Raw genomic sequence first — 25887 nt, 5'->3', positions numbered from 1 at the left:
CATGCGCCGCGATGAGAAGCGAATCCCCCGGATGTCGTTGCGCTGGAAGATCGCCGCGTTGGTCGCGGCGGGGGCCTGCGCCGCTGCCGGCGCTGTCGGTGTGCTGGTGCACCAGGCCACCGCTGCCCGCCTGCTCAGCAAGGCCCGCGACAATGCCACCCGTCAGCTCGCCCTGGCGGTCACCATCGAGACACGCACCGGAAGCCCCAGCGGTTCAGGCGCGACCCTGGACGCGGACCGGATACCCGGAAACCTGCGTGCGCTGGTGCACCGCGGCCGCCAGGGTACCGCGTCGGGCGAGGGTCCCAACGGTCCGGCGATGTGGGCCGCGCGACCGGTCGGCGACCGGATACTGTCCGTCCGGGTCGACATGGACGATGACGTGCGCAACCTCCAAGCACTCGACATGAGCATCACCCTGGCCGCCTTGCTGACCGTCGCCGTCGTCGTACCGCTTGGGGCCTTGAGCGCCGAGCGGCTGAGCCGGAAGCTGCGGCAAGCCGCAGAAACCGCCCGGCGCATCGCCGACGGTGACCTCGACGCCCGTATCGGCATCCAGGTCCGGCACAAGGACGAGATCGCCGAAATATCAACCGCAGTCGACTCGATGGCAGGGGCACTGCAGGAGCGGCTGCGGAGCGAACAGCGGTTCACCGCTGATGTCGCCCATGAGCTGCGAACCCCGCTGATGGGACTGGTCACCTCCGCCGAACTGCTGCCGCCCGGCGAAGCCGCCCACTATGTCCAAGACCGGGTGCAGGTGCTGAGCGCGCTGGTCGAGGACCTGCTGGAGATCTCCCGGCTGGACGCGAGAGCCGAAGAGGCCGAACTGACACCGTGCCCCTTGAGCCGGACCGTCGAGGAAGCCGTGCGCCGTACGGGCCTGGCGGCCGAGGTGCGGCCGAGCGATGAGATCGTGGTCGAGACCGATCCCCGCCGGCTGGAACGCATCGTGGCCAATCTGGTCGTCAACGCCCACCGACACGGCTGTCCGCCCATACGCGTGGCGATCGAAGGCTCGACGGTGACGGTGGAGGACCACGGGCCTGGATATCCCGGTGAGTTGCTGGCCGACGGACCGCAGCGGTTCCGCACGGGAACCCGTGAACGCGGTCGCGGCCACGGTCTCGGACTGACCATCGCTCTCGGCCAGGCGCGCGTGATCGGAGCCGAGCTGGAGTTCAGCAACGTTCCGGACGGGGGAGCAAGAGCCGTACTCCAGCTCCCGATACACACCTGATACATATCCGGGCGGTGACAGACACACCATCTCTGCGGGTCCGAGATGCTCCTCGCCCACGCTGGCGGAGTCCTCGCGAAATCCTCGCGTACCGGGCTCACGGAGGTACGCCCTTTCATGGGTGTTGCGCACATATGGTCCAAGGGGCGGCCGCAGGCCCTCCGCGGATGTTCCCGCGAACGCGGTCGAGGCCGCACGGCGCGCATTGTCGGCTGGACAGCCGCCACCGGGCTCGCCGCAGCCGGCGTCGGCGGCTGGCTCGTCTACTCCAAACTCGACCACAACCTCACGTCCACCGACCTGAACGCCGCCCTCGGACCCGACCGCCCGGCACGTACCGCCACAGGCACGCTCAACATCCTGCTCCTCGGCTCCGACTCACGAGCCGGAGCCAATGGGAAGTACGGTGAGGACCAGGGCGGGGCCCGCTCCGACACCGCGATGCTCGTCCACCTTGCCAAGGGCCGCAAGACGGCGGTGGTCGTCTCCATACCACGTGACACGATGGTCGCCCGGCCGGCCTGTCCGACGGGCGAAGGCTCCGGTACGGAGCAGGCCGCCGACCCCGTCATGTTCAACTCCGCCTACGCGGTGGGTGGCGCCGCCTGTGCGGTCAAGACCGTCGAGCAGATCAGCGGCGTGCGCGTCGACCACTACATCGACCTCGACTTCACCGGATTCAAGAAACTCGTGGACGCGGTCGGTGGCGTGGACATCACGACCGACAAGGCCATCCACGACAGGCAGAGCCACCTCGACTTGGAAGCCGGCACACACCACTTGGGCGGCGAGCAGGCGCTGGGCCTGGTCCGTACCCGGCACGGCATCGGCGACGGCAGCGACCTCGGCCGGATCGGCCTGCAGCAGTTGTTCATGGCTTCACTCGCCGGGCAGCTGAACGGCTCCGGGCTGCTCAGCAATCCGGTGAAGCTCTACAAGGTCGCCGACGCCGCCACCAGTGCGATCACCACCGACAAAGGTCTGGGCTCAGTGAAGGACCTGCTCGGTTTCGCACGAAGCCTGGCGGGCCTCAAACCGTCCGCCATCGACTTCCGGACGATGCCGGTCGGGCCCTACCCCGCAGACCCCAACCGGGTCATGGCCAAGCAGCCGCAGGCGGACGCCCTGTGGCGTGCTGTGCGTGACGACACCACACCGCCTGCGAAGGAGAAGTGACCAAATCCCCGTGGCCATCCCCCTACTTGCCAAACCTGACGGGCCTCCACCGTGCGGGCAGCAGACACCTCCCGCCCCTCGGATCCCCTACGCCCGGGGCCTCGACGGAGTGCGCGCGCTCGCCGTGACGGCTGTCGTCATCTACCACGCCAACCCCGGCTGGCTGCCGGGCGGGTTCCTCGGCGTCGACGTCTTCTTCGTCCTGAGCGGGTACTTGATCACTCACCTGATACTCACCGAGCGGGCCCAGGCCGACCGGATCGACCTGCGCTCCTTCTGGTTGCGCAGGGCCCGCAGACTGCTGCCCGCTTTGGCCACCATGCTGGTGGCCACCACGGCCGCCGCGACGTTGGCCCACCCTCAGCGGTTGGCCACAGCCGTCGGTGACCTCCTGTCCGCGGCCACTTTCACCAATAACTGGTGGCAAATAGCCACCGACGCTTCGTACTTCGCGAACTTCGGGCCGCCTCCGCTGTTCCAGCATCTGTGGACACTCAGCCTCGAAGAACAGTTCTACCTGCTGTGGCCACTGATCCTGGCCTGCCTGCTGCGCTTCGTCACCCGGAATGGTGCGCGATCCGCTCTCGCGCTCGCCGCCGCCGTTTCCTCCGCAGTGGCGATGGCGCTGGAGTATGTGCCGGGCGAAGATCCCTCGCGTGTGTACTTCGGCACCGATACTCATGCCTTCCCGATGCTGGCCGGTGCCGCACTGGCACTGCTGGGTCCTTCGAGCAAGTCTCTGACCGGGCAGTCCCGACTGCGTGCGCGGATACCGGATCTGGCCGGAGGGGCAGCTCTCGTCGTCCTGGTTCTTCTCACCGGAGCCGTCTCCCAGGACGCCGCAGTCCTCTACCCTCTTGGATTCGCGGCGGCCGGGATCGCCGCATGCATCATGGTGTACGCGGCGGTTCAGCCTTCCGGCTTGCTCGTCCGATGCCTCAGTGCAGCGCCGCTGAGGTGGCTCGGTACCCGCAGCTACGGCATTTACCTCTGGCACTTTCCGGCGATCTCACTCGTCACCCCGGACGGTAAGACACCGGCCGATGTACCGCTCCAAGCGATCGCCGCCATCGCCGCGGCTGCAGGACTCGCCGAGCTCTCCTACCGCTTTGTGGAACAGCCGATCCGTCGCCACGGCTTCCGTGCGGTCGGTCGCCGTCTGGGCCGGGCCTTCGCCGTTGCCGCGGCGCCCACGGCCGCCACGGTATGTGCCGTCGCGGTCATTCTGGTTGCCGGGTACGGAGTGATCACGGCCCCGAGTGACGACGGAAGTGCGGCTGCTCAGATCAGGGCCGGTCAACGAGCTCTGGAGTCCAAACCTCCTGCCCCCGCCCCGGCCAGGCGGCTCCCTACCCCCGTATCTGTCGGGCAGATCGTCGCAATCGGCGATTCGGTCATGCTTGCCGCAACTCCCGCGCTGCAAGCGAAGTTTCCCGGCATCGAAATCGATGCCCGGGAGAGCCGTCAGTTGTCCTCGGCGCCCCACAAGATCAATTCCCTCAAGCAGGAAGGTCGGCTCGGCGACACAGTGATCATCGGTCTCGGCACGAACGGGGTCGGCGACTCAGCCGATCTGCAGGCAGCCATCGATGCCATCGGCCCCGGGAAGCACATTGTTCTGGTCACCGTCCATGCTCAGCGGGACTGGCGGGACGCGGTGAACCGGGACATACGAACAGCGGCGGACCACAGTCCCAATGTCCTCCTCGCCGACTGGGACAAGGCCATCACCGGCCACGATGATCTCCTGTACGACGGGATCCATCCCAAACCCGCTGGCGGAAAGATCTACGCGAACACGATTGCCGCCGTACTGGGTTCGATGAAACAGTGACGGCACACCGGGGCTCGCGTAGAGGCACACTCACACTGAGGCTGATCCTTCGGAATGGGCATTCCGACAATGGATCCTGACGGTCCAGGAAGGGATGTCCGGGTGGGCCCTGCCGAGGGGCTGGGCTGCTACCGACACTGGGCCACCGCCGCGCGCGTGTCGTGTGCCGGGCCGGGAGGTCCGCGTTGTCGCCGAGGATCGCGCTGTCCTTGCCGGACGGCGTGGCATTTTGCCGCAGAGCGGGCCGCGTCGGCCGGAGCTGCGACGACGCCCTCACCGAGTTGTTCTTCCGGAGTTTCGGACGCGAGCTGGTGCACGAGATCGAGCCTTACGGCCGTCGTCGCTCTGGAGTGGCAAAAGCTTTGGAGAGCCCCGAGAACGCAAACCTGTGCGGGCGCGGGCTACCCCGCCGGCACCCGCACAGGTGATCACGCGATCGGGGTCAACCGTTGGTCAGTGCCCGGAGCCTGGGGGTCGCCCCTGCCATGACGAGGCCGACCAGGACAGCGAGGCTGCCGAGCGTGAGGTAGAGCGTGACGCCGTTCAGGTGCGCGGCGACCTGGCCGCCGATCGCGTCACCGGCGGACTCCGCGAGGAAGAACAGCCCCGCGAGCTGAGAGCCCATACCAGGCGGAGCCAGCTTGTGGCTGATGGAGAGTCCGGTAGGGCTGAGGAGCAACTCGCCCAGGGACTGCAGGCAGTAGAGCCCGATCAGCCACAGGAGGGATACGCGCACGTCTCCTGTCGCCCGCGAGGCCGCGATGGACAGGAGCAGGAACGAAGCGCCGCCGAGAATGAGGCCGGTGGAGAATTTCGCCGGCGCCGAGAAGCTGACCCGCCTCCATACAGTCGAGAGCAGCCCGGCGAAGAGGATGAGCGTGATGGGGTTCATCGCCGCCTGCCAGGTGACGGGTATGCCCATCATGTCCACATGGACAGCGGCGAAGAGCTGCACGCTGGAGGCGGCGAGATCGAAGATGCACCAGAAGACGACGGCTGAGGCGAAGAGCCATACGTAGGCGCGGATACCGGATCGCCCGCGGGCATCGAGGTCGCGGCGGCGCAGCAGCTTGGTGAAGTAACCGATCGGTACCAGTACGGCGAGCACGGCGAACGCGGTGAGGCAGTGCGGCAGGGTGAGCGTACCGGTGACCTCGGCGAGCAGACCGAGGGCACACACCAGCACGACTGTGCCGAGCACCCGGTTGCGGACACGAACGGCTTCCGCGCGGGTGAGCGGGTTGCGCGGTGCGTCGTCAGTTTCCTTGAGCCCACCCGAGAGGAGGAAGACGATCAGGCTGAGCGCCATACCGACGGCGGCCGCGCCGAAGGCGAGGTTCCATCCGAAACGTACCCCGAGCCAACCGACCAGCAGCGTCGCGATCAGTCCGCCGATGTTGATGCTGGCGTAGAACTTGTTGTACGCGGCATCCCGGTCCTGATCACTCTTGTCCGCATAGAGCTTGCCGACCAGCGCTGTCATGTTGGGCTTCTGCAGGCCCGTGCCGAGCGCCACGAGAACCAGGCCGGTGTAGACGCTTCCCGGCCCGAGATCGAGGGCGAGTGACACATGGCCGAGGAGGATGACCACACCGCCGATCAACGCTGTTCTGCGTGCGCCGAGAAGCCTGTCGGCTATCCATCCACCAGGCAGGGCTGTGAAGAGACAGGCAGAGAGATAGGCGCCTACCAGCGCCGTCGCTGTGCCTGAGCTCATACCGAGCCCGTGGGCGGTGTCCACGAGGAACAGCGCGAGCACCGCCCGCATCCCGTAGAAGGACCGCTAAGGAGAACCGTTCTGCCGCTTCGCTCAGGCACAGCGGCAGCAGACCCTTCCGGGTTCGGTTCTCTGCGATCACCTCCGTTTCCTGGGAGGTGGTCATCGACATGGAGGTGTATTCCGTTCTTCTGGGCAATGAACGAGGGGCTATGAGCTCAGTGATAGGCGCGGCCCCCGCGTGCTCAAGGGTGCGAGGGCCGCACGCAGCATCTCTCTTGAGTGCGGATGAGCAGAGCCCAAGGTCGGGATTTCAGCAGGCCTAAGGCCTGCTCGCGTGTTGGCCGACGCCTCCATGTTTGCACACCATCAAGCCTGGAACTTTGTGGCGTTCATCTCGCGGAAAGAACGAGACCGCCCGGCAGTGAGCCTTTGGAAAACATTCACCCCATCACGCGTCAACCAATGGATATTCGCGGTTATACCAATGGGGGACAGGAGGGGTGAGTTCCGTGCTGTAGCGTCGGAAACGCATCCCGGTCTTGCGGATGGAGACGCGCCGGCCTTGCTGGTGCGCCCATGGGATGCACCCTGTGCGCACAGCCCGGTTCGCTGGGGCGGCGCACAGTGGCCCGAAGAGTGACGTGCAGACCTAGTGGAGACAGTTGCACGAATGCGTTCGGGCCATCGGCGGTGGCCCGTGCCGTGACCGTGGTGTCCGGGCCACCGCCGTAACCCCAGAACATGAAAAGCAGTAGCGGAAAAGGCTGCCTTTGCTTGGCTGCCCTACAACTCATTCCGGGCGACGCAGCCTTACTGTATTTCTTCTCACGCTTTCGGAAACAATGACGCGCAGGATGCCACCGACCGTGACCGATCAAGCACGTCGCCTGACCTTGCCGATGTATCTCACAGGTGCGACGGGGCTCGCACACTGGTCCTTGAGCGCTGCGTGCATCGAGGTCGATGCCGAAATGTTCTTCCCCCACGGTCACACCGGTGAGGCGGGGATGGAGTCGGCCCGGAAGATCTGCGCCGGGTGCCCCGTAGTTGCCGAGTGTCTCGAGCACGCCATGTCAGTACCGGAGCGCTACGGCATTTGGGGCGGAACCACTCCCAGCGAACGCGGCTGGGATTGCCTGGGGAGAAAGCGCAAGGGCAGGAACCAGAAAGACGCGGACGCCTGACCCTGCGGACTGCTCGTCCACGAGCCGACGCGTGCGGAGCCGATGATCGGCCTGTGCTTCTTCCGCAGTGCGCCGTTCAACGGTGCCACCGTGACAGCCTTCCCGGCCTTCGCCGCGCTTGGCGGCTTCCTTTTCCTCAACTCCTCAACACCTTGTACCGCCAGGACGTCCACGGCCTCGACCCGCTGGACGCCTGGCTCTGCATACTGCCCATGGTCACGCGCGCCTTCCTCCGCGCACTGCCAGGCCCCGTTCGTCGTCTACCAGGGCATCAACTCCCGTTCACCGGACGGCCGGGTTGTCCGGTCGGCCTACGGGCGCCGGCCAGGCCATGACGCGGCCCCAGCGGACAGTCGGCAGCGGGTGGGAGATCCAGGCATGGCCGATCGGCCGTCGGCGTCGACCAACGGGTGACGCCCCGGTCTTCCGACCCGCCCTAGCATCGGCCGTGACACCGGCCGTTTAGGGCTGCGCCGCTTGATCGAGGCGCGATCGCTGTCCGGCACCCGGTCGGCCCGTGCGCTCATTCGCGGCTGTTCCGAAGGGTTTTCGTTGTTCCATGGGTACACCTTCACAGGTATCCAGACGTCTGCCAGGAGGCGCCTGGGTCAACAGGGTGTGCAACTCTTCTCGTGTCCGTGCCACTGTTCGTAACTGGCGGTCGAGGGTGGTCAGGTTCTACTACCTGTCCTCCGACTGGCTCCGGCAGCGCATGGACAACACGGAGTCGGGAACTCCTGATCTGCAGCCGCTGTCCCCGCGAAACTTCAACTGGTCACGTTTGGGTGAGGCGATCTACACCTGCGACATGTTCCCTTTCCTCTTCTCCGCCGTACTGCTGGCCGGCGTGGGGCTGGTCTTGCTCACCGCTTATGTCAAAGTCGCGTACTGCGCGAAGCGGTAAGCCTCCCTGGGCATGGGGCCTGGCGCGTCTGCTGGTCGTCAGCCCTGCCGCACAGCGGCCTCGAAACCCGGAACCGTTTCCGTTCACCGAGTTACCGGCGTACCGCCGCAGAACTCCGCAAGGCGGTCCGAGCCCGCTCGGCGCCGAGCGCGTACCTGCCGGGCAGCGCCCCTTCGGGTACGTTCCTCGCACGCCTCGAACGCACTGTTGCAAGGCGCTTTTCGAGCAGGTACGCGGCTGTCCGTTCCCGAGCCTGATCCGAGGTTTCGAGCGCAGCAGCCCGCGTGGTGCCAGCCTCTGCCTGGGGACGTCCCCCACGCATCCACGCCGCGTACGCCTGTTGGGCTTCGGCCTCGGCATCGTCGTGGTGCGCGAGTGCCGACAGGGCGGCACGCCGGTGCTTGAGGGCCTCGGTCTCGGCGACCATCCGGCCCAGCAGAGCCAGGGTTTCGGGTGTCGCGCCTCCGGTGCGCGCCTTCGCACGGGCGAGTGCGATCTTCTCGCGGATCTCCGATTCGGCGAGCCGCGTGGCCGTGTCCAGCTCGGTGTCGTCCACCGGGACGGTCGCTGCCGATATCGAGATGTCGACGGCTTCGCGGATTGCCGACTCCATGGCCCGACGGTTGTCGCATGTCCCGCACAGCCCCGCCGACTCGGGTGTGCCGCAATCCCCACAGGGTGCCGCCCGGCGCATCCGCTCGGCACTTTCGGCTTCGGCGCGGATGCGAGTAAGGGCTGCTTCGCGGGCGCTGCGTTCGGCATGTGCTGCGTCCCGGCGAGCCGCGGTCTCCCTAGCTTCCGATGCCGCCGCGTCGCGCAGTCGGTGCTCGTACGCCGATCGCCACGCTGCCGCGGCGGCAGCCGACTGGGCGGATGTGACCTGGGCGGCGATGGCCTGCCGCAGGGAACGACGATCCGCGAGCAGCAGCTCACACGTTTCGCAGGAACCGCCCGAGTCGAGTCGCACACCTTCGTCGCAACGGAGGTCTCCGCACTCGCGGCGCTGGGGCAAAGCTCTGCCGAGCAGCCAGCCCACGGGATCGATGACTCTCCCGGGATCCTGCTGGGCCGCCAGCCGTCGGGTCAGACGGTCGACCAGGACCTTTTCGGCCCGACCGGAGTCCGTGAGCCCCGAGATCCGGTTCAACTCCTCACGCACGGCGGAGATGACCCGTGCCCGGGCGCCCCCGCGCTCCAGGCGGTCCCACACCAGCTTGACCGGAGCCAGAACGGATGCCAGGTCACGTGGCGGACGGGAAGCCTCGCGCCGGTGGCACGTACTCGCGAGTCGATGTGCGGTGACCACGGGCTGTTCCCCGCGCAGCGGGCTGCTTCCTGGATCGGCGGACAGCGGACGAGAATCATCAGCGGTCCGGTTCCGTCCGGGCCTCTCGTCTTCCGCCACACACAGGGAGGATTCGACGGCGCCGGCGCCGGAAAAGCCAGGAATACCCGCGCTTGACGAACTGTGAGGAACCACAGAAGCGTGGGTGGTGTGGAGCGGTGCACCAGCAGGGAGTTCTGTGGTCGTGGGCTGCGCACGTCGGCCGTGGCCCGATTGCCGGGCGATGAGGCGTGTCGGTGTATCGGGCATCGACTTTGCTCCTCCTAGTGCAGCAGCGGGGCGGTCGCTGTCGCGCCCTCGCGCACCGGTGGCTGTCCGTTGTCCGGCAGGGGCCCGGCGGTGTGCCTCGGTCACGGGGATCACACGTACCCTGCATTTGCCGCGAAGCCCTGAGCGGGTTTCCTTCTGCACGACGTCCACCAGACCGTGAGCCGCCAATCGGGTCAGTACCTTCGCGCCTGCCGAAGGGGAACAGCCCAGCAGGCGGGCGACTGTTGTTGCCGAGCGGCCCCGCTGCGTGTCTATCGTCCCTCCGCACAGCCTCAGCCAGCCCGAGGAGCGCGTCGAGAGAACCATCAGGAGCAGGGCCAGCCGGTCCGTCGCGGCACCGCGTCCTTGCCGTGCGGCCATCAAACCGGGTTCCACTGTCGCCCAGCCCGGCCCGAACAGGGCTTCCAGCAGGCGTAGTAGGGTCGCCAGTTCCGGCCGCGACAGGGCGAGCGGATGCGCTGTGCCGCTTGCGTGGTTTCGCGCACGCCACAGTGGCATCACCACACAGTCCAGCCCTGTCGGGCGTCCTTCCGTGTCCCTCACCACTCGTGACTGGACGGCACCTGTCTCGCGGAGCGTCGGCAGCACGGTGTGGGCGACATGGGACCGCGACATCCCGAGCCACCGGCCCAGTTCCGTTGCCCAGATCGAGGTGTGGCTGTCGCGGTGCTGTGCCTTGGACGCGAGGACGACGGCGGCGAGCCGTACGGCGTCAGACTCCGTGGCCAGGGAAGGGTCGTCGAGCAGTGTGGTGACCGCGTTGCGCAAACGCTGCCGCATCCCTTGCCCCAACTGCAGAGGGTGTTGTGACCGTGACTCTTCCGGTGGCGGTCCGGCTTGGGCCGGAGGTGCACTCGGCCGACCAGTTGGCGGGGCTGCCGATACGTCTTCATGAACGGAACCGAGAACGGTGGTCTCCATGCGTTCTGCATGTTTGCTGGAACGCGTTCTGCCCGCACTACCGAAGATCTCAGAGGGAGCGGTTCGGGTCAGCTCCAGCGCCATCTTTTATTTCACTTTTCATCAGCGTCTCGGAGTGGCCGAATTGCTCGGCGGCAGGGTGTGGCTCATGCCTTATGGGTGAGACCCTACACCCCATTTGACCTGGGCAGATGACTGCCTTGGTGTGGGCCGGAAAGGGCTTTTCCCGATCGTTTTTCCTGCTCAGATCTTCGAAGTCGGCACCGAAAAAACCGCCGTGTCAGAGCCGTTTCCCTGGCTGTTTTCGGTGTCCAGTCGAGATATTTCTTTGCTGATATCTGCCGCGTTTCTGTCAGCTGCGCGGAAGAAATTTGCGGCAGGTTTCGTCCGGGTGGCGTGAAAAATGACAGGGTCTCAGGAACTGTGATGGCCCCATGCGACCGGTCGCTCAGAAGCGGGCTATCCGGCAGGTCTCAGGGGGTCCGACGACCGACAAATCAGCGACTGATAAGTTGCCTGGTATGACTTCCTTGCACAGCGAGATGGGCACTGAAAAGCTCGTCGCCAATGTCATGCCGGAGATGCGGCGGGACTTGAAGATCCGCGCGGCTGAAAGGGGGCTCAATGTGTCGGACGCGATCGTTCACGCGCTGTCCCTCTGGTACGAGAAGACCGATGTGGAATACGTCGATGTCAAGGGAGCCAAGTCCTGGGCCTCCTATGTCCCGGTGGGCGGTGTCCACCGATTCGAGGAAGAATGCGAGCGGCGTGGCATCACCAAGGTGCAGGGCATCGCCCAAGTCATCACGAACTGGTTGAAGTCCCACCCGTCACCGGTCACCCGCCTTGTCGCTCAGCCGGTCAAGCGCATCCTGGTCGGCAACCAGAAAGGCGGCGTAGGAAAGACGTTCATCGCCGCCGCCCTGGCCCAGGCGTTCGCCGAGCTCGGCTTGAAGGTCCTGCTGATCGACTACGACCCGCAGGGACATCTGTCCGCCCGCCTTCAGGTCGCGGACCTCCCGACAGGCGGCGACAGCCTGCTCAAGCACATGCTCGGCGAGGCGACACAGCATTTGCGGCGTTCGATCATCGCGCTGGAGGAAGCGCGCTTCGAAGCGGACGACCGTCCGGCGGAAGCCATGTTCGGTGGTCGCCTTCACATACTGCCCGTCCATGAGGACGCGTTCCTCATGGACGCCGCGTTGGCCACGATGCGCGCCGGCCGTGACACCTGTCTCCGGCGGGCCCTTGAACCCGTCGAGGCCGATTACGACGTCATCGTGCTCGACGGACCGCCCAATCTCGGTCTCGGCATGGAACTCGCCATCGACTATGTGCAGCGGCGGCCGGGGGAACTGGTCGACCACTCCGGCATTCTGATTCCGGTCTGGTCCGACAAGTCCTCCTTCCGCGCCTACAGTCTGTTGAACGGTCAGATCGACACCACGTGCCGCAACATGCGGATCGAGGTGGACCAACTGGGCTTCATCATCAATGCCTACGACGCCCGCAAGGGAACGGTGACCCGCGCCTTCTACGAGGAGTGGAACACGCTCTCTTCCCCCAGCGTGCTCGCGGAGCTCAAGGACAGCATCGAGGGCCGTGAGTCCTCCGACTACGAAGTGCCCCTGTTCCAGTTCGCGCCCAACTGCGTTCAGGCCGAGACCATGCGTAAGCTCGCGAAGGAACTGGCAGCATGAGCAAGTACCGCCCCAACGCCCTCCCCAAGGGCATCGCAGCCGTCAGCAGCGAGAACAGCGCCGTCCCCCCTGTTCGTACCCGTGACGAGATCAAGCGGGAGTGGGAGGAGCGCCGCCGCAAGCAGGACGAGGATGCGGCCATGGGTCAGGTTTCGTCTCCGGATCCGACCGCTGATGGCGGAGGGGGGGTGTCCGAGCCGACCGCGGCGATCGCCGAAGCCGCCACGGCCGTCAACGGTCACATCGGCACTGCCGCCGGACAGATGTCCGTGGGAAGCGTGCTTTCCGTGCTTTCCGTGCCTTCGGGTTCCATCGATGACGGCGCGGTCGACGATGACGGCCTCGTCTCTCTTCCGGCGAACCGTGACGCCAACGGCTATGTGAGCATCCCGGGATTCACCGAGCCGATGAGTGACGACCCCAAGGAGCGCCTCGACCATTACGCGCGAGGTGTGGCCGCGGTCGAGTACGCGGCGCGCGCCAACGAACAGGCGACCAACCAGCAGCGGGTCATCATCCAGGGGCTGTACTTCCTCGCGATCAAGAAAGAGCAGCTCTGGGAGGCCGCCGGGCTGCCGAGCTTCGACGCCCTCGTCCAGGAGCGTTTCGGTTTCAGCGGGGATTACGCCAACAAGCAGATACGTGCGATGCCGGTCGTCCGTGCCCTCAAGGAGGCGACGACCATGGAGCTCAAGGAGAAGCATCTCCGGGCTCTGGTCCCCGTGCACAAGAAGCACGGCGACGAGGCGGTCCGGAAGACCTGGACCGAGGCGCTGCGCAAGGGCAAGGTGACCGAGAAGTCCCTGAAGGAAGCGGCCTACTTCCTCGGATACGGAGAGCCCCTCGAGAAGAAGGCGCGGAGTTCCCGCGGTCAGCAGTCCCTGCAGAAGGCTGAGGGGACCGAGCGTATCCAGAAGGCCGCGGCGGTCTTCGGGAGCATTCGCGCCTTGATGCAACAGGACGAGGAGTTGGCCCGGCAGGAGGCCATCAAGCTCTGGAACATGGTCGAGGAGCTGCGGCGGGAACTCGGTATCGAGGCGATGGACGCGCGGTCAGGTAGCTGACGGCGCGGTCCGCGAGACCCGGGGTCTTCCGTTCCCGCCGAATCGGCAGGAATGGAAGACCCCGGGTCTTTCCCGTGAGGGGGCTGTGGATGCCCGGAGTGTTCGCGGAAGACCTCGGGTCTTTCCTGGATGGGTGCCGTGGAAGACCTGGGGTCTTCCACGGGGGTGGCCTCGGAGGGAGTGGAAGACCCCGGGTCTTCCTGTGTCGCGATGACAGCAGGAAGACCCCGGGTCTCCTGTCGCCGTGACGGCTTCGGAAGACCCGGGGTCTCTCGCGACTCCGGAGTGAGACGTCAGGCTTTCGTCGCCCCTTGGAGCCCGGCCCGAACGAGTGGTGTCACCCGGGGTGGTCCGCTCTCGGCGGGCAGCCGGTCAGGTCACCCTGCGAGCAGTGCCGCCAGTCCGGCGTCGACGTCGACGTGCATGTACTCGGAACCGACCGGGACCAGGATTTCGGTGCGCGTGTTCCAGTTGACGAGGTCGGCCAGCCGGGTGCGGTACACCGCTCCGGAGCGGTCCCCGTAGAAGCCCAGGTAGGCCACCGGCTGGCCTTTCTCGACGCCAGGCCAGACGCGTACGCTGCCCTCGCCCACGGGCCTGGTGACTCCCTGCATGAGCAGGCTGCGGGAGAAAACCCAGTAGGCGAGGAACTGCTCGCGATGGGTGAAGGTCACCTGGACTTCGTACGGTGTCCTGCTGCGGTACTTGAATGCGGCTGTCACCGAGAGCGTCTTTTTGTTGAGCATGAGATCCATGGCTATGTCACGCTCGACGGCCTGCATCACCTTCGCAGCGTCCTTCCTCCGGTGGGTGACAGGGTGACTCGGCCACCCTAGATCGCGGGTGATTCCCGTATGACGCCCAAACGGAGACTGGATACCTCACCCTTGTCGGGCAAAGGTTGACTGATGGGGCGACCCGCCACTGTCCGGGAGTGTTCGTGATCCGGACGGCTGCTCTCCGTGGCATCGCGGACGTCTTGCCGGGGTGGTTGTCCTCCGGGGGCGGGGGGGGGAGAGAGATGTCTTGCTCCGGTGCGCGCTGCGGACGCTACACGGCACCCGGAACAAGGTCGGTGGCCTGACTGTCCCTCTGGCCATCCTCGACGAGCACGAGCTCCAAGGTGCGGGGGCCGTGCGCGCCTTCGACACGGGTGAGTTCGATGTCCGCGGTCGCCGAGGGCCCGGCGATCCAGACGACAGGCCGGTCGGGGGTGAGCCGGGTGAGGGCTTCGGCGAGGGTGCCGACCACCTGGGAGGCGAAGAGGACGCAGATGTGATGATCCGGGATCAGGCTCAGGACGCGCCGTCCCTCGCGCAGACCGGCATTGACCGCCAGGCCGCCCGTCATGGCCACGGCTGTGGTGCACCCTGTGATCGCGCAGTCGGCCTCCGCGAGTTCGCGGAAGGAGGCGCCCGGGCTGTCGGGGAGCAGCCGGGTGTCGGAGCTGATCCGGCTGAGCCATTGCTCGGGAAGGTCCGCGGGCACCGCCACCGTGGCCGCCTCCAGCCTCGCGGTGATCTCGGCCAGCTTCCCCGGCAGCTCGTCGGGCTCGATGCGGTGGACGCTGGTGTTGTACTCCCGCATGTAGCCGACGAGCATGTCGAGGTCAGCGGGAGCGGAGCGGAGGTAGGTGCGCGGGAACGGGAGCCCCACGGTGCCCGCCGGAACATCGGCGAGAGCCTCGTCGACGCGTCGCAGGATGCTGTCACGGCTGCTCATCATGCGGTCCCCTCCGTGGGGCTCTGGTCCTCGTCGTGCTGGTGTTCCTTCTCCCACCAGCGGCGGAAGGACGTGTCGGGGAGATCGGGGAGGTCGCGGGTGCGAGTCCAGGCCGCGCTCGGGCCGGGCAGCGGGAGACTCGCGGCGCGGTTGCCGAACTTTCCGGCCATCCGCTGTGCGGCGCGGATCGTGCGCGGGCTTTCGAAGGCCTTGCGGGAGGCGGTCATCGCGACGCGCTCGAGGGCGTGGCCCTTGCCCTGGGAAGTCTTGGACCGCAGGTGGAGCAGGACATCCGTGAAGCGGATCTTCACCGGGCAGACGTCGTTGCACGCCCCGCACAGCGAGGACGCGTAGGGCAGGGAGCGCTCGACCTCGTTGCTCAGCCCGCCGAGCTGCGGGGTGAGGATCGCTCCGATCGGTCCCGAGTAGACGGCTCCGTAGACCTGGCCGCCGCCCGCGTGCTCGAACACGGGGCAGACGTTGAGGCAGGCGGCGCAGCGAATACAGCGCAGGGCCTGGCGGCCGACGGGGTCGGCCAGGGCCCGGGTGCGGCCGTTGTCGACGAGCACCAGGTGGAACTCCTTGGGCCCGTTCTCCGGTGCGGGTCCGCTCCACATGGAGATGTAGGTGTTCTGCCGCTCGCCCACGGCGGACAGGGGGAGCAACTGGAGGAAGACCTCGAGGTCCTGCCAGGTGGGCAGGAGCTTCTCGATACCGATGACCGAGATGAGGGTTTCGGGGAGGGTGGTGCACATGCGGCCGTTCCCCTCGCCCTCGAAGATCAGCACGGTGCCGGTCTCGGCGACCGCGAAGTTGCCTCCGCTGATGCCGACCTTGGCCTTGAGGAAGCGCTCGCGCATGTGCTGCCGGGCGGCTTCCGTCAGGGCCTGCGGGTCGTCGGTCAGCCCTTCCGGTGCCGGCGGCCCGTGCTTGCCCATCTCATTGATGAAGGTTTCGCGGATCTGGCTGCGGTTGAGGTGGATGGACGGGGCGGTGATGTGGGAAGGGTGGTCGCCGCGAAGCTGGTTGACGAAGGCGCCGAGGTCGGTCTCCACGGCCGTGATGCCGGCTTCGCCGAGTGCCTCGTCGAGGCCGATCTCCTCGCTGACCATCGACTTGACCTTGATGACCTCGCGCTCGCCGGTGGCGGTGACGAGTTCGGTGATGATGCGCGATGCTTCTTCGCCGTCCTGGGCCCAGTGGACGTGGCCGCCCCGGGCCGTGACCGCCTCTTCCAGCTGCCGCAGGTAGTGGCCGAGGTGCTGGATGACGTCGTCCTTGACCGCGGCACCGGCGTCCCTGAGCTGGTCGGCGTCGGGCACTTCGGCGTAGACCCTGGCCCGCTTGGCTCGGATCATCCGGGTGGAACGGGAGATGTTGGCGTGGAGGACGGTGTCGGACTCGGCCTTTTCCGCTGTCTTGGCGAACTTCGGCATACCGACGAAAGTGCGGCTCATCGCGGTTCTCCTTCGGTCGCGGCGAGGATCTCGGCGAAGTGCATGGTGCGTACCGGGGCGCCCTGGCGGTTGAGGGTGCCGCCGATGTTGAGCAGACACGAGTTGTCCGCTCCGCAGAGCACGTCCGCTCCGCTGGCGACGGCGTTCCGGGCCTTGAGAGCGGCCATCGAGGCGGAGACGGTGCGGTTCTTCACGGAGAAGGTGCCGCCGAAGCCGCAGCATTCCTGGGCGTCCGGCAGCTCGACGTACTCCAGCCCCCGTACTGCTTTCAGAAGCCGCACGGGCCGGTCGCCGAGTCGCAGCATGCGCTTGGAGTGGCAAGAGGGGTGGTAGGCGACCTTGTGTGGGAAGTAGGCGCCCACATCGGTGCGCTCGAGTACGTCGATGAGGAACTCGGACAGCTCGTACACGGGAGCGAGTCCGGCCAGGGCCCGGGAGAGCTCCGGGTCTCCTTCGGCGAGTTCCGGGTAGTGCTTGCGGATCACCGTGGCGCAGGAGCCGGAGGGCACCACGATGGCTTCGGCGCCGGTGAAGTCCTTGACGAACTTGCGGGCCAGGGCCCGGGCGTCGGCGGGGAAGCCGCTGTTGAGGTGCATCTGGCCGCAGCAGGTCTGCGCGGCGGGGAAGTCGACGATGTGGCCGAGGCGTTCGAGCAGGGTGACGGTGGCGCGACCGGCGTTGGGGAAGACCGTGTCGTTCACGCAGGTGACGAAGAGGGATATGCGCATGGTGGTCGGGCTCAGTAGGCGTTCTGCTCGGCGAAGCGGCGGGCGATGGCGGTGAGAAGCTCGGGGGCGTCGTCCTTGCCGAGTACGGCTTCGATGAGGACGAGCTTGTCGAGGTGGGCCCGGGCGGCCTGGAGGGCGGCGTCGAATTCGTTGCCGTTCACTGCCCGTAGGGCGAGGGAGCAGTCGGCGGCGCCGAAGGCGGCGGGCAGGGCGGTGTAGTCCCAGGCGGCGATGTCGTTGTAGGCGGCCCTGGGGCCGTGGATGGCGCGCTCGACGGTGTACCCGTCGTTGTTGACGACGATGACGACCGGGTGCGCGTCGTAGCGGGCCATGGTGCCCAGCGCCTGCGCGGTCAGCTGCAGCGAGCCGTCACCGATGACCAGGACACAGCGCCGGCCGGGGTCCGCGAGCTGGGCACCCAGAGTCGCGGGCAGGGTGTAGCCGATCGACCCCCACACCGGCTGCCCGATCACCTGGCCACCCGGCGGCAGCGTGATCTCCTGCGCACCGAAGAAACTCGTGCCCTGCTCGGCGACGAGCATCTCGTCCGGCCGCAGGAAGGACTCGATCCGTGACCACAGGGAGTTCTGGGTCAGCGGCCCGTCCGAGGCGGGGAGCTTCGCCTGCGGTTGGTGGGCGAGCTCCTGCGGCCGGAGTCCTCCGACGCGGGTGAGGAGCCCCGCGAGTTCGGTGAGCGCGTCGCGCAGGGAGACGTCCTCGTAACGGGCGTGACCGACGACCGCGTGGTCGCTGAAAAGCCGAATGGTCCGGCCGGGGGAGAACTCGTGGGTGAAACCGCCGGTCACCGTGTCGGTGAGCTCGACACCGGCGAGGATCAGCAGGTCGGTCTCCTCCACAGCGGCCCGGGCCCGTGGGGTGCTGAACGCTCCCGCGTACACCCCGGCGAATCCTGGAAAGTCCTCGGAGACGGTGCCGCGGGCGCTGGAGAGGACACAGGCCTTCAGCGGAGCGACGTCCAGCAGGGCGCGCAGCTGCTCGCCCAGGTGGTACCGGTCGATCTGGTGCCCGGCCAGCACGGTGGCGTTCTCGGAATCCCCGAGCAGCCGCATCACGTGATCCAGGAACTGGGCGAGGCTGCCGGAGTCCGAGGCGCAGTGTGCCTCGGACTCCGCGAGCAGGGGCTCGGTGGGGGCGGGGACGCCCAGGGTGACCAGGTCGGAGGGGAAGTCGATGTGGACCGGTCGCTTCTCGCGCCACATGGTGCGCAGCAGCCGGTCGATCTGTGCGGTGGGGTTCTGAGCGGTGAGGGTTTCGTGGCCGGCGGTCACTTCCTTGAACATGCGGCCGAAGTGGCCGTAGTCACCGTCGGCGAGGGTGTGGTGGACGGGGGCTCCCGCAGCGGCCATGGCGGTGGCGGGCATACCGGTGACGGCGACGACGGGAACCTGCTCGGCGCAACTGCCCGCGACGCCGTTGACCGCGGAGAGATTGCCGACGCCGAAGGTGGTGACGAGGGCGGCGGCTCCACGTACCCGTGCGTAGCCGTCGGCGGAGTAGGCGGCGTTGAGCTCGTTGCAGTTGCCGATCCAGTCCAGCCCGGGGTGGTCCAGGACCTGATCGAGGAAGCCGAGGTTGTAGTCGCCTGGGACGCCGAAGACGTGCCCGATTCCCAGCTCGTGCAGCCGGTCGAGCAGGTAGACGCCGAGGGGGACCGTAGACATGGGTGTCCCTTTCACCGAACCATTAGGTCAAACGCCTTGACCTAATGGTGGAGAGTAGGGAGCGCGGTCTTAATATGTCAAGCTAGTTGACCTAAATGGTCCGTGGTTCCGGGTGTCTGTGTGTCGGCGGGTGCTCAGGTGCCCGCTTCGGGGTCCGCGGCCTCGCCCGGGCCGGATCTGCCCCGGCTGGCCAGCAGTTTGTAGGCGAGGACGGGCCAGTCCTCACCGGCGAGCAATGTCATGACCTCGCGCCACGCCTGGGCCTTTTCGGGGCCCGCGGCCTCGAGCGCCGCCGCGAGACGTCCGCGCCGCCGGTCGAGTTCGTTCTCCAGGCGTTCGCCCGCGGGGGTGAGGCGTAGTTCCTTGCGGCGCCGGTCGTCCGGTGCCGGTGTCGCCTCGATCAGGCCTTGGTCGATCAATGTCCGCAGCGGGGCGTTGGTGGCCTGTTTGGTGAGTTTCAGGATGCCGATCAGCTCGCCTACGCTCACGCCGGGCAGGAGCGCGACGAAGAACAGGATCCGGTGGTGGGTCCGGCTCAGGTTGTATTTCGCCAGGGTGGCGTCGGGTGCCTCGTTGTGTTCGCGGTAGGCGAGGTAGATGAGGCAGCTGTCCAGGTCGAAGGCGGTCGGACGATTTGAGTCAATCACCTTGACATATTATGAGGGGTGATGTGTGTCGGCAACCAAGGGCCTACGCGTGTCACCCTTCCCTTCTCGGAGGGGAAGCGACGACCCGCCCCTCGTGTGGACGAGCCGCCACAACCGGACCCTCGCGGGGTTTCACGGCCGCGTGTCCTGGTCGCCGTCCGGCCGCCGGGCGGGGCGGATGGTGAGCAGCAGCGGCCCCTTCCGCTTCCGCAGGGAAGTCCCGGTGCCGCAGGAGGAGACCGAGGCGCAGCCGCCGCAGCCGCCGGACGGGCAGCCGCCGCCGACTTCCTCCCGGGTGAGCTCGCCACGGTGGACCCAGTAATCGACCATGGACGCGACCTCGTCGGGTGCGAGGCCGAGCCGCCGTGCGATGTCGTCCAGGCGCACGCTGCCGTTCGCCTCCCGCACCGCGGCGAGTACCTGGCGCAGGGGGCTCACCACAGCAGGCTCCCCACCTGGAAGACGGCGACGGCGAGCAGCCAGGCGACGGCGAGCTGGATGCCGGTGGACAGCAGGGTCATGCGCCGCCCCATCTCCTGCCACTGGGTGGCGATCGTGGTCATGCAGGGGGTGTAGGCGAGGAGGAACACCATGAAGGCGAGGACCGCGGGGATCGGGTGACCGCCCGACGCCTCGTCGAAGGTGTGGCGCAGTTTGCCGCTCAGTTCGCCCGGCTGGTCGGGGTTCTCCGGTTCCGCCGCGCTGTAGGTCTGGGCGACGGTCGCCACCACGGCCTCCTTGGCGACGAAACCGGTGCCCAGGGCGGCGGCCGCGTGCCAGTCGCCGAAGCCCGCCGGGGTGAAGGCCGGGGCCAGGGCGCGGGAGGTCGCGCCGAAGACGCTGTGCTCGATGGGCGTCTCGCCGAACTTCGTGCCGGCCGCGGCGCCCAGGGGGATCGCGGAGAGCAGCCACACCGCGGTGACCGTGGCGACGATGATGCCGCTCGCGGTCTTCAGGAACGCGGCGAGCTTCTGCCAGGTCTGCGCCCCCACGACCCGCAGGGTCGGCAGCCGGTAGGGCGGCAGTTCCAGGACGAGCGCTTCGGCGGCCAGGTCCTTGAAGAGGGTGTGGCGCAGTCCGAGTCCGATGCCGATCACCAGCAGGACCGAGAGCACGTACATCGCGAAGACGACCGTGCCCGCGCCGCTGTGGAAGAAGACGGTGGCGAGCAGGACGTAGACGGTCAGGCGTGCACTGCACGACACGTACGGGATGATCATGCCGACGAGGAGGCGCTGCCGGGCGTTGCCGAGGATCCGCAGGCCGGCGAGCGCGGGCACGTTGCAGCCGAAGCCCACGATGATGGGTAGGAAGGCGCGGCCCGGCAGGCCGAGGCGGCGCATCAGCCGGTCGACGACGAACGCGGCCCGCGCCATGTAGCCGGAGTCCTCCAGGACGGCGAGTGCCACGAACATGATGACCATCAGGGGGACGAAGGTCAGGAGTTGGCCGACGCCGTTGATGAGTCCGTCGACGACGAGTCCGGAGAGCCAGCCGGGGGAGTGCAGCGAATGGAGCCCGGAGGTCGCCCAGTCGGTGACAGGGCCGTTGAAGAAGTCGCCCAGAGCGTCCTGCATCGGCTTGGCGAGTGTCGTGGTGGCGGTGAACACCAGCCACATGACGGCCAGGAAGAAGGGGATGCCGAGCCATTTCGACGTCAGCGCCCGGTCGACCCGGTCGGAGACGGTGGGGCGTGTGCCGTCGCGCTCGGTACGGACCTGGGTGAGGACGTCGTGGGCCCAGGCGTAGCGGGCTTCGGCCAGGAGTTCGTCGGGGTCGTCGCCGGGTTCGCCTTCGGTGGGCGGGATGTGGAGAGGCTGACGCGGGAGGCCGTCGAGCCCACTGTGAATCGCCGCCGCCAGTGCTTCCAGGCCTTCGCGCTTGCGCGGGCCGACCGGCACCACGGGCACGTTCAGCAGGGCCGACAGTTTCCGGGTGTCGATGCCGATGCCGCGTGAGGTGGCCACGTCGTTCATCGTCAGCGCGACGACGCAGCGTACGTCGGTGGCGAGCACTTCGGTGACCAGGTAGAGGTTCCGGGCCAGGTTGGCCGCGTCGGCGACGACCACGACCAGCTCGGGGCGGCCCTCCGCGTCGGAGTCGGTGAGCAGGTCGCGTACCAGTTCCTCGTCCGGGGAGCGGGGGACGAGGCTGTACGTTCCCGGGAGGTCGACGAGGTTCAGCGCCGGTCCGTCCGGCGAGCGCCAGGTGCCGCGGGCGACGTGGACGGTCTTGCCCGGCCAGTTGCCCACATGCTGGCGGGCGCCGGTCAGGGCGTTGAAGAGTGTCGACTTGCCGACGTTCGGATTGCCCACGAGGGCGATGAGAGGGGCCTGCGCGTCCGCCGCGCCGTCCGGACTCGTCTCCGCGCAGCAGGACTTGGCGAGCAGTTCAGGCACGGGCCACCTCTATGCCCTGTGCGGTGGCGTCGTCCAGGGCGACCCTCGCGTCGCCCAGGGCCACCAGCAGGCCGCCCGTGGCGCCGCGCCCCACGACTCGTAGCTCCGCGCCGCGTACGAAGCCGAGTTCGGCCATGCGCAGCCGTTCGGTCGCGGGGACGTTCAATCGTCTCAGCAGCACTCGGTTACCCGGGCGACAGCTACGCAGGGTCATGCGGAAAGCCTCCTTGAGATCGACTTAGGGCAGCCTAACTCCCTCCGGTGTGATACTTGTTCATGAGTTGATGGGAATGGTCAAGTGGTGGCAATTTCTATAACTTTTGAGACCTTCATTCTCCTGAAGTGAGACTTTGGCCCTTTAGGCATTCATGACTTTTATGGGGTCATGAAAGCGAGGGGGGTAGTCGGGGCGCTCGGCAGAGGAGAGGGTGGATTCTTGTTCCGCTCACCCTGAGTGATCCCCTCCCCGTGGTCCGGCCCACACCTGGGCGACCGCAGAAAGACCGTGCTGCCATGAACCGCCCGCGCACCGGAACCGTCGACACCTCCGGGCCCACCTCCATCGGCCTGAAGGCGGCAAACCTGGAACTGCTGACGCGTGAGCTGGTCGCCGAATACCGCTACTGCACCCCTGGCAGCGCGGCCGCTCACCACCGCGCGTCCGCCGTGATGCCCGGCGGCGAGACGCGCTGCATCACCTACCACCAGCCGTACCCGCTGTTCATCACCAGGGGACAGGGCGCGCGGCTGACCGATGCCGACGGCCGTGCCTATGTGGATTTGGTCAACAACTACACGGCACTCGTCCACGGCAGCATGTACGAGCCCGCCACCGCCGCCGCGATCCGCGCGCTCGCCGACGGCGGCATCTTCGCCAGCCCCCACCGCTACCAGACCGAGCTCGCCGAGATGCTCGCGGAGCGGGTGCAGTCGATCGAGCAGGTGCGCTTCACCAACTCCGGCACCGAAGCGTCCCTCCTGGCCGCGCGGCTGGTCCGGCACGCGACCGGACGCGACCGGCTGCTCGTCTTCGACGGCGGCTATCACGGAGGCGCTCCGCTGGGACGCGGCGACGACCTGGTGACCGTTCCCTACAACGACCTCGACGCCGTGCGCGAAGCACTGAGCGACGACATCGCCGCGGTCTTCGCCGAACCGTTCCTCGGCGCCGGTGGAGTCGTCCCCAGCGCACCCGGGTTCCTGCGTGAAGTCGCCGACCTGGCGCGGGCCCGCGGAGCGCTGTTCGTCCTGGACGAGGTCCAGTCCCTGCGCAACGGCGTCGGCGGCGAGCAGGCCCGGCTGGGTGTGAGCCCCGACCTCACACTGATGGGGAAGATCATCGGTGGCGGCATGCCGATCGGAGCCGTCGGCGGCGCCCGCAGGCTGCTGGAACTGACCGCCGCCAGCCGAGAGGACTTCCTCCCTCATTCGGGCACGTCCAACGGGCACCTCGTGGCCGTGGCCGCGGGAGCCGCCACGCTCAATCACCTCGACTCCGTAGCCGTCGCCAGCCTGGACCGGAAGGCCGAGGTCCTGGCCGACGCCATCACCGCGGCGGCCTCCTCCGCCGGCCTGCCGGTGACGGTCACGCGCGCCGGATCCATCCTCAACGTGCACCTGACCGCGGTCGCCCCCCGCAACGCCGCGGATGTACGCCGTGCCGCTGGCCCGTTCCGCGCCGCGCTGCACCTCGCACTGCTCCTCGAAGGCGTCTACACCACACCCCGAGGAATGATCAATCTGTCCACCGCGCTCTCGGCCGAAGATCTGACGTGGGCGATCGAGGGATACACGCAGGCGTTCCACCGCATCTCTCGGGCTGTCTGAGCGGAGCGGACGGCATGAATGCTCCAGGGGCCCTTGCACATCTCGTTTCCGCGCTGACATGGCAGCCGTTCGAACGTCTTCCGTACAGGACCGACGATTCGAAGCCCGCGTTCCACGGGGCACCGACCGGCTGCCGCTGTGCGGTACTGGGGATTGATGACTGAGTCCGGCCGGGACCCCGGCGACCGATCGTGGCATCCCGAGGACCCTCTCTACGGAGGGCAGGGATACGACGGGCAGCAGTATCCCCAGCAGTCGCGGGCCCCCTACGGTCAGGAACAGCAGCCCTACGGCTGGGACCCCTCGCAGGGCGCGGGGGGTTCCTACGCCGGTGACCCGTACGGGCAGCAGCCTGCGGAACCCTACGGCGGCGGCTACCAGGACTACTACGCGTCCCAGGGCTCGTACGCTCAGCAGCCGCAGGGCGCGCCCCGGCAGCAGGAGCACGTTCCGCAGCAGGAGGCGCAGCACACGACGCAGTCCTTCGAGCGGCCGCCGGAGTGGCGCTCGGAGCCCGATGAGGAGAAGCTCTCCCTCTTCGACGACGCGGACAAGCCGCGCGAGGAGCGCTCGCGTAGCAGGGGTCGGCGCGGCAAGGACAAGAAGGGCAAGCGCCGCGGCGGCACCGCGTGCCTCATCGTCGCCGTGATCCTCCTCGGAGCCTTGGGCGGTGTCGGCTATCTCGCTTACGACTGCTGGCAGACCTACTTCGGCACCCCGCCGGACTACGAGGGCGAGGGCAGCGGCCGGGTCCAGGTCGAGATCCCCAAGGGGTCGAGCCTGACGCAGATGGGACAGGACCTCCAGCAAGCCGACGTGGTGAAGAGCGTCCGCGCCTTCACCGGAGCGGCCGCCAAGAAAGCCATCCAGCCGGGTAGTTACACCCTCCGCAAGGAGATGTCGGGCAAGGCGGCGGTCGCGATGATGACCAACACCTCCAACTTCCTCGTCGTCCCCGAGGGCAGCCGGGCCGTGGCGGTCTACGCCGCGATCGACGAGAAGCTCGGGCTGCCGAAGGGCACCACCAAGGACGTCGCCAAGAACCAGGCGAAGAATCTCGGGCTGCCCGACTGGGCCGACAGCGACCCCAAGATCAAGGACCCGCTGGAGGGCTTCCTCTATCCCTCGCAGTACAACGCGAGCAAGGGCATCAAGCCCGAGGACGTCCTCAAGCGGATGGTCGCGCGGGCCAAGGAGAACTACGCCAAGGTCGACCTGGAGGGCAAGGCCAAGGAGCTCAACCTGACGTCCCCGTTCCAGGTCATCACCGTCGCCAGCCTGGTCCAGGCCGAAGGCAAGACCCACGACGACTTCCGCAAGATGGCACGCGTCATCTACAACCGGCTCAAGCCCGACAATCGCGAGACGGGCCGCAAACTGCAGTTCGACTCCACCTACAACTACGTGAAGAACCAGAGCGAAATCAATCCGAGCCGGGAAAAAATCAAAACCACCAACGATCCGTACAACACCGACTTCTACCCGGGCCTTCCTCCCGGCCCCATCGACAACCCGGGTCCCGAAGCGCTCAGGGCCGCGCTGGATCCGGAGTCCGGCTCCTGGATGTATTTCGTCTCGGTCGACGGGCACACCACGCAGTTCGTCACGACCTATGCGGAAGAGCAAAAGCTCGATCGGGAGTTCAAGAACAACCAGAAGAAAAAGAAATCGGGATGAGTGAGCCTTTCGAGCGCGGACTGTCACCCTTGTGTGCCGGTCCTGAAGGCTCAGTGACTCGCGGGAGCAGCACTACGGGCAAGAGGGGCGCCACCGTGCGGCCGCGCTCGGCTCGCCGATCGCCCACTCGCTTTTGCCGGTCCTGCGCCGCGCCACCTACGCGGAGCTGGGCCTTCAGGGGTGGACGTACGACCGCTTCGAGCTCGACGAGGCGGCCCTGCCCGGCTTCGTCGAGCAACTGGACGGTGCCTGGGCCGGACTCTCCCCGGCCATGCCGCTCAAGCGCATGGTCTTTCTCGACGTCGAACTCGCCGACGCCGTGCACCGGGTGGGCCTGGACGCTCCGCGTCCGTTGCTCGCGGTCAATCCGCGGCAGCGGTGGCGTGAGCT

The 25887-nt window shown here is 67.3% G+C and carries 20 protein-coding genes and 2 pseudogenes; 11 read left to right on the top strand and 11 right to left on the bottom strand.

What is annotated here, in order from left to right; all coding sequences use genetic code 11:
* Position 1 precedes the first annotated feature (1 nt).
* The 3 genes from ACWD4A_RS26500 (at position 2) to ACWD4A_RS26490 (ending at position 4250) form a co-directional block, all read left to right on the top strand.
* Positions 2-1240: an ATP-binding protein gene (locus ACWD4A_RS26500; protein WP_451197737.1), complete on the top strand. Its 1239-nt coding sequence runs from the start codon at positions 2-4 to the stop codon at positions 1238-1240.
* 117 nt (positions 1241-1357) lie between these two features.
* Complete coding sequence (locus tag ACWD4A_RS26495; RefSeq protein WP_451197724.1) at positions 1358-2416, top strand: LCP family protein; 1059 nt, start codon at positions 1358-1360, stop codon at positions 2414-2416.
* A 109-nt stretch (positions 2417-2525) separates the two neighbouring features.
* Complete coding sequence (locus ACWD4A_RS26490; protein ID WP_451197722.1) at positions 2526-4250, top strand: acyltransferase family protein; 1725 nt, start codon at positions 2526-2528, stop codon at positions 4248-4250.
* A 442-nt stretch (positions 4251-4692) separates the two neighbouring features.
* Here the strand turns inward: ACWD4A_RS26490 and ACWD4A_RS26485 are convergent, their stop codons facing one another.
* Entirely contained in the window at positions 4693-6018 is a 1326-nt protein-coding gene (locus tag ACWD4A_RS26485; protein WP_451197720.1) for a peptide MFS transporter, read from the bottom strand.
* Between the two features lie 818 nt (positions 6019-6836).
* Between ACWD4A_RS26485 and ACWD4A_RS26480 the strand changes: the two genes are divergently transcribed.
* A complete protein-coding gene (locus ACWD4A_RS26480; protein WP_451197719.1) occupies positions 6837-7154 on the top strand; it encodes a WhiB family transcriptional regulator in 318 nt (105 codons plus the stop codon).
* A gap of 6 nt (positions 7155-7160) precedes the next feature.
* Positions 7161-7369, top strand: a pseudogene (locus tag ACWD4A_RS26475) (MFS transporter); the annotation flags it as partial.
* Positions 7370-8149: 780 nt separating this feature from the next.
* Here the strand turns inward: ACWD4A_RS26475 and ACWD4A_RS26470 are convergent.
* Positions 8150-9217: a hypothetical protein gene (locus ACWD4A_RS26470; RefSeq protein WP_451197717.1), complete on the bottom strand. Its 1068-nt coding sequence runs from the start codon at positions 9215-9217 to the stop codon at positions 8150-8152.
* A gap of 1555 nt (positions 9218-10772) precedes the next feature.
* Here ACWD4A_RS26470 and ACWD4A_RS26465 point away from each other — a divergent pair.
* From ACWD4A_RS26465 to ACWD4A_RS26455, 3 genes are all read left to right on the top strand, one after another.
* On the top strand, positions 10773-10994 hold the full coding sequence (locus ACWD4A_RS26465) for a hypothetical protein (RefSeq protein ID WP_451197716.1): 222 nt from the start codon (positions 10773-10775) through the stop codon (positions 10992-10994).
* A 121-nt stretch (positions 10995-11115) separates the two neighbouring features.
* Entirely contained in the window at positions 11116-12294 is a 1179-nt protein-coding gene (locus tag ACWD4A_RS26460; RefSeq protein WP_451197715.1) for a ParA family protein, read from the top strand.
* Entirely contained in the window at positions 12291-13358 is a 1068-nt protein-coding gene (locus ACWD4A_RS26455) for a hypothetical protein (RefSeq protein WP_451197714.1), read from the top strand. Before ACWD4A_RS26460 ends, ACWD4A_RS26455 begins: the two co-directional genes overlap by 4 nt.
* Positions 13359-13735: 377 nt before the next feature.
* On the opposite strand, the gene ACWD4A_RS26450 is transcribed toward ACWD4A_RS26455, so the two are convergent.
* The 9 genes from ACWD4A_RS26450 to ACWD4A_RS26410 form a co-directional block, all read right to left on the bottom strand.
* Complete coding sequence (locus tag ACWD4A_RS26450) at positions 13736-14140, bottom strand: SsgA family sporulation/cell division regulator (RefSeq protein WP_451197736.1); 405 nt, start codon at positions 14138-14140, stop codon at positions 13736-13738.
* Positions 14141-14408: 268 nt separating this feature from the next.
* Positions 14409-15083, bottom strand: a complete 675-nt coding sequence (locus ACWD4A_RS26445) for a LutC/YkgG family protein (protein WP_451197712.1) — start codon at positions 15081-15083, stop codon at positions 14409-14411.
* On the bottom strand, positions 15080-16537 hold the full coding sequence (locus tag ACWD4A_RS26440) for a lactate utilization protein B (protein WP_451197711.1): 1458 nt from the start codon (positions 16535-16537) through the stop codon (positions 15080-15082). Before ACWD4A_RS26440 ends, ACWD4A_RS26445 begins: the two co-directional genes overlap by 4 nt.
* Entirely contained in the window at positions 16534-17265 is a 732-nt protein-coding gene (locus ACWD4A_RS26435) for a (Fe-S)-binding protein (protein WP_451197710.1), read from the bottom strand. Before ACWD4A_RS26435 ends, ACWD4A_RS26440 begins: the two co-directional genes overlap by 4 nt.
* An 11-nt stretch (positions 17266-17276) precedes the next feature.
* The gene (locus tag ACWD4A_RS26430) at positions 17277-18947 is read right to left on the bottom strand and encodes an alpha-keto acid decarboxylase family protein (protein WP_451197708.1); all 1671 of its coding nucleotides are present in this window, start codon (positions 18945-18947) and stop codon (positions 17277-17279) included.
* Between the two features lie 134 nt (positions 18948-19081).
* Positions 19082-19594, bottom strand: coding sequence for a MarR family winged helix-turn-helix transcriptional regulator (locus ACWD4A_RS26425; protein ID WP_451197707.1), 513 nt, complete (start codon positions 19592-19594; stop codon positions 19082-19084).
* A 132-nt stretch (positions 19595-19726) separates the two neighbouring features.
* On the bottom strand, positions 19727-20032 hold the full coding sequence (locus tag ACWD4A_RS26420) for a FeoC-like transcriptional regulator (protein WP_451197705.1): 306 nt from the start codon (positions 20030-20032) through the stop codon (positions 19727-19729).
* Positions 20029-21993 (bottom strand): ferrous iron transport protein B, encoded by a 1965-nt coding sequence (gene feoB / locus ACWD4A_RS26415; protein ID WP_451197704.1) that lies wholly within the window; start codon positions 21991-21993, stop codon positions 20029-20031. The genes ACWD4A_RS26420 and feoB overlap by 4 nt, the downstream gene beginning before the upstream one ends.
* Complete coding sequence (locus ACWD4A_RS26410) at positions 21986-22207, bottom strand: FeoA family protein (RefSeq protein WP_451197703.1); 222 nt, start codon at positions 22205-22207, stop codon at positions 21986-21988. The genes feoB and ACWD4A_RS26410 overlap by 8 nt, the downstream gene beginning before the upstream one ends.
* 299 nt (positions 22208-22506) lie before the next feature.
* Here ACWD4A_RS26410 and ACWD4A_RS26405 point away from each other — a divergent pair, with 299 nt between their 5' ends.
* The 3 genes and pseudogenes from ACWD4A_RS26405 to ACWD4A_RS26395 form a co-directional block, all read left to right on the top strand.
* The gene (locus ACWD4A_RS26405) at positions 22507-23820 is read left to right on the top strand and encodes an aspartate aminotransferase family protein (RefSeq protein ID WP_451197701.1); all 1314 of its coding nucleotides are present in this window, start codon (positions 22507-22509) and stop codon (positions 23818-23820) included.
* Between the two features lie 156 nt (positions 23821-23976).
* Positions 23977-25497: an endolytic transglycosylase MltG gene (mltG, locus tag ACWD4A_RS26400; protein WP_451197700.1), complete on the top strand. Its 1521-nt coding sequence runs from the start codon at positions 23977-23979 to the stop codon at positions 25495-25497.
* A 133-nt stretch (positions 25498-25630) separates the two neighbouring features.
* A pseudogene (locus ACWD4A_RS26395) lies at positions 25631-25887 on the top strand (hypothetical protein); the annotation flags it as partial.

Source organism: Streptomyces sp. NPDC002537 (genome assembly GCF_053594975.1).
This window is presented reverse-complemented; position numbering and strand designations above follow the sequence as displayed.

What these genes read in the sequence shown, in the direction of transcription:
- ACWD4A_RS26500 (WP_451197737.1), top strand. Translation starts at nt 2, where the DNA reads ATGCGCCGCGATGAGAAGCGAATCCCCCGGATGTCGTTGCGCTGGAAG.
- ACWD4A_RS26495 (WP_451197724.1), top strand. Translation starts at nt 1,358, where the DNA reads ATGGGTGTTGCGCACATATGGTCCAAGGGGCGGCCGCAGGCCCTCCGC.
- ACWD4A_RS26485 (WP_451197720.1), bottom strand. Translation starts at nt 6,018, where the DNA reads ATGCGGGCGGTGCTCGCGCTGTTCCTCGTGGACACCGCCCACGGGCTC.
- ACWD4A_RS26460 (WP_451197715.1), top strand. Translation starts at nt 11,116, where the DNA reads ATGACTTCCTTGCACAGCGAGATGGGCACTGAAAAGCTCGTCGCCAAT.
- ACWD4A_RS26455 (WP_451197714.1), top strand. Translation starts at nt 12,291, where the DNA reads ATGAGCAAGTACCGCCCCAACGCCCTCCCCAAGGGCATCGCAGCCGTC.
- ACWD4A_RS26450 (WP_451197736.1), bottom strand. Translation starts at nt 14,140, where the DNA reads ATGCAGGCCGTCGAGCGTGACATAGCCATGGATCTCATGCTCAACAAA.
- ACWD4A_RS26445 (WP_451197712.1), bottom strand. Translation starts at nt 15,083, where the DNA reads ATGATGAGCAGCCGTGACAGCATCCTGCGACGCGTCGACGAGGCTCTC.
- ACWD4A_RS26440 (WP_451197711.1), bottom strand. Translation starts at nt 16,537, where the DNA reads ATGAGCCGCACTTTCGTCGGTATGCCGAAGTTCGCCAAGACAGCGGAA.
- ACWD4A_RS26435 (WP_451197710.1), bottom strand. Translation starts at nt 17,265, where the DNA reads ATGCGCATATCCCTCTTCGTCACCTGCGTGAACGACACGGTCTTCCCC.
- ACWD4A_RS26430 (WP_451197708.1), bottom strand. Translation starts at nt 18,947, where the DNA reads ATGTCTACGGTCCCCCTCGGCGTCTACCTGCTCGACCGGCTGCACGAG.
- ACWD4A_RS26410 (WP_451197703.1), bottom strand. Translation starts at nt 22,207, where the DNA reads ATGACCCTGCGTAGCTGTCGCCCGGGTAACCGAGTGCTGCTGAGACGA.
- ACWD4A_RS26405 (WP_451197701.1), top strand. Translation starts at nt 22,507, where the DNA reads ATGAACCGCCCGCGCACCGGAACCGTCGACACCTCCGGGCCCACCTCC.
- mltG (WP_451197700.1), top strand. Translation starts at nt 23,977, where the DNA reads ATGACTGAGTCCGGCCGGGACCCCGGCGACCGATCGTGGCATCCCGAG.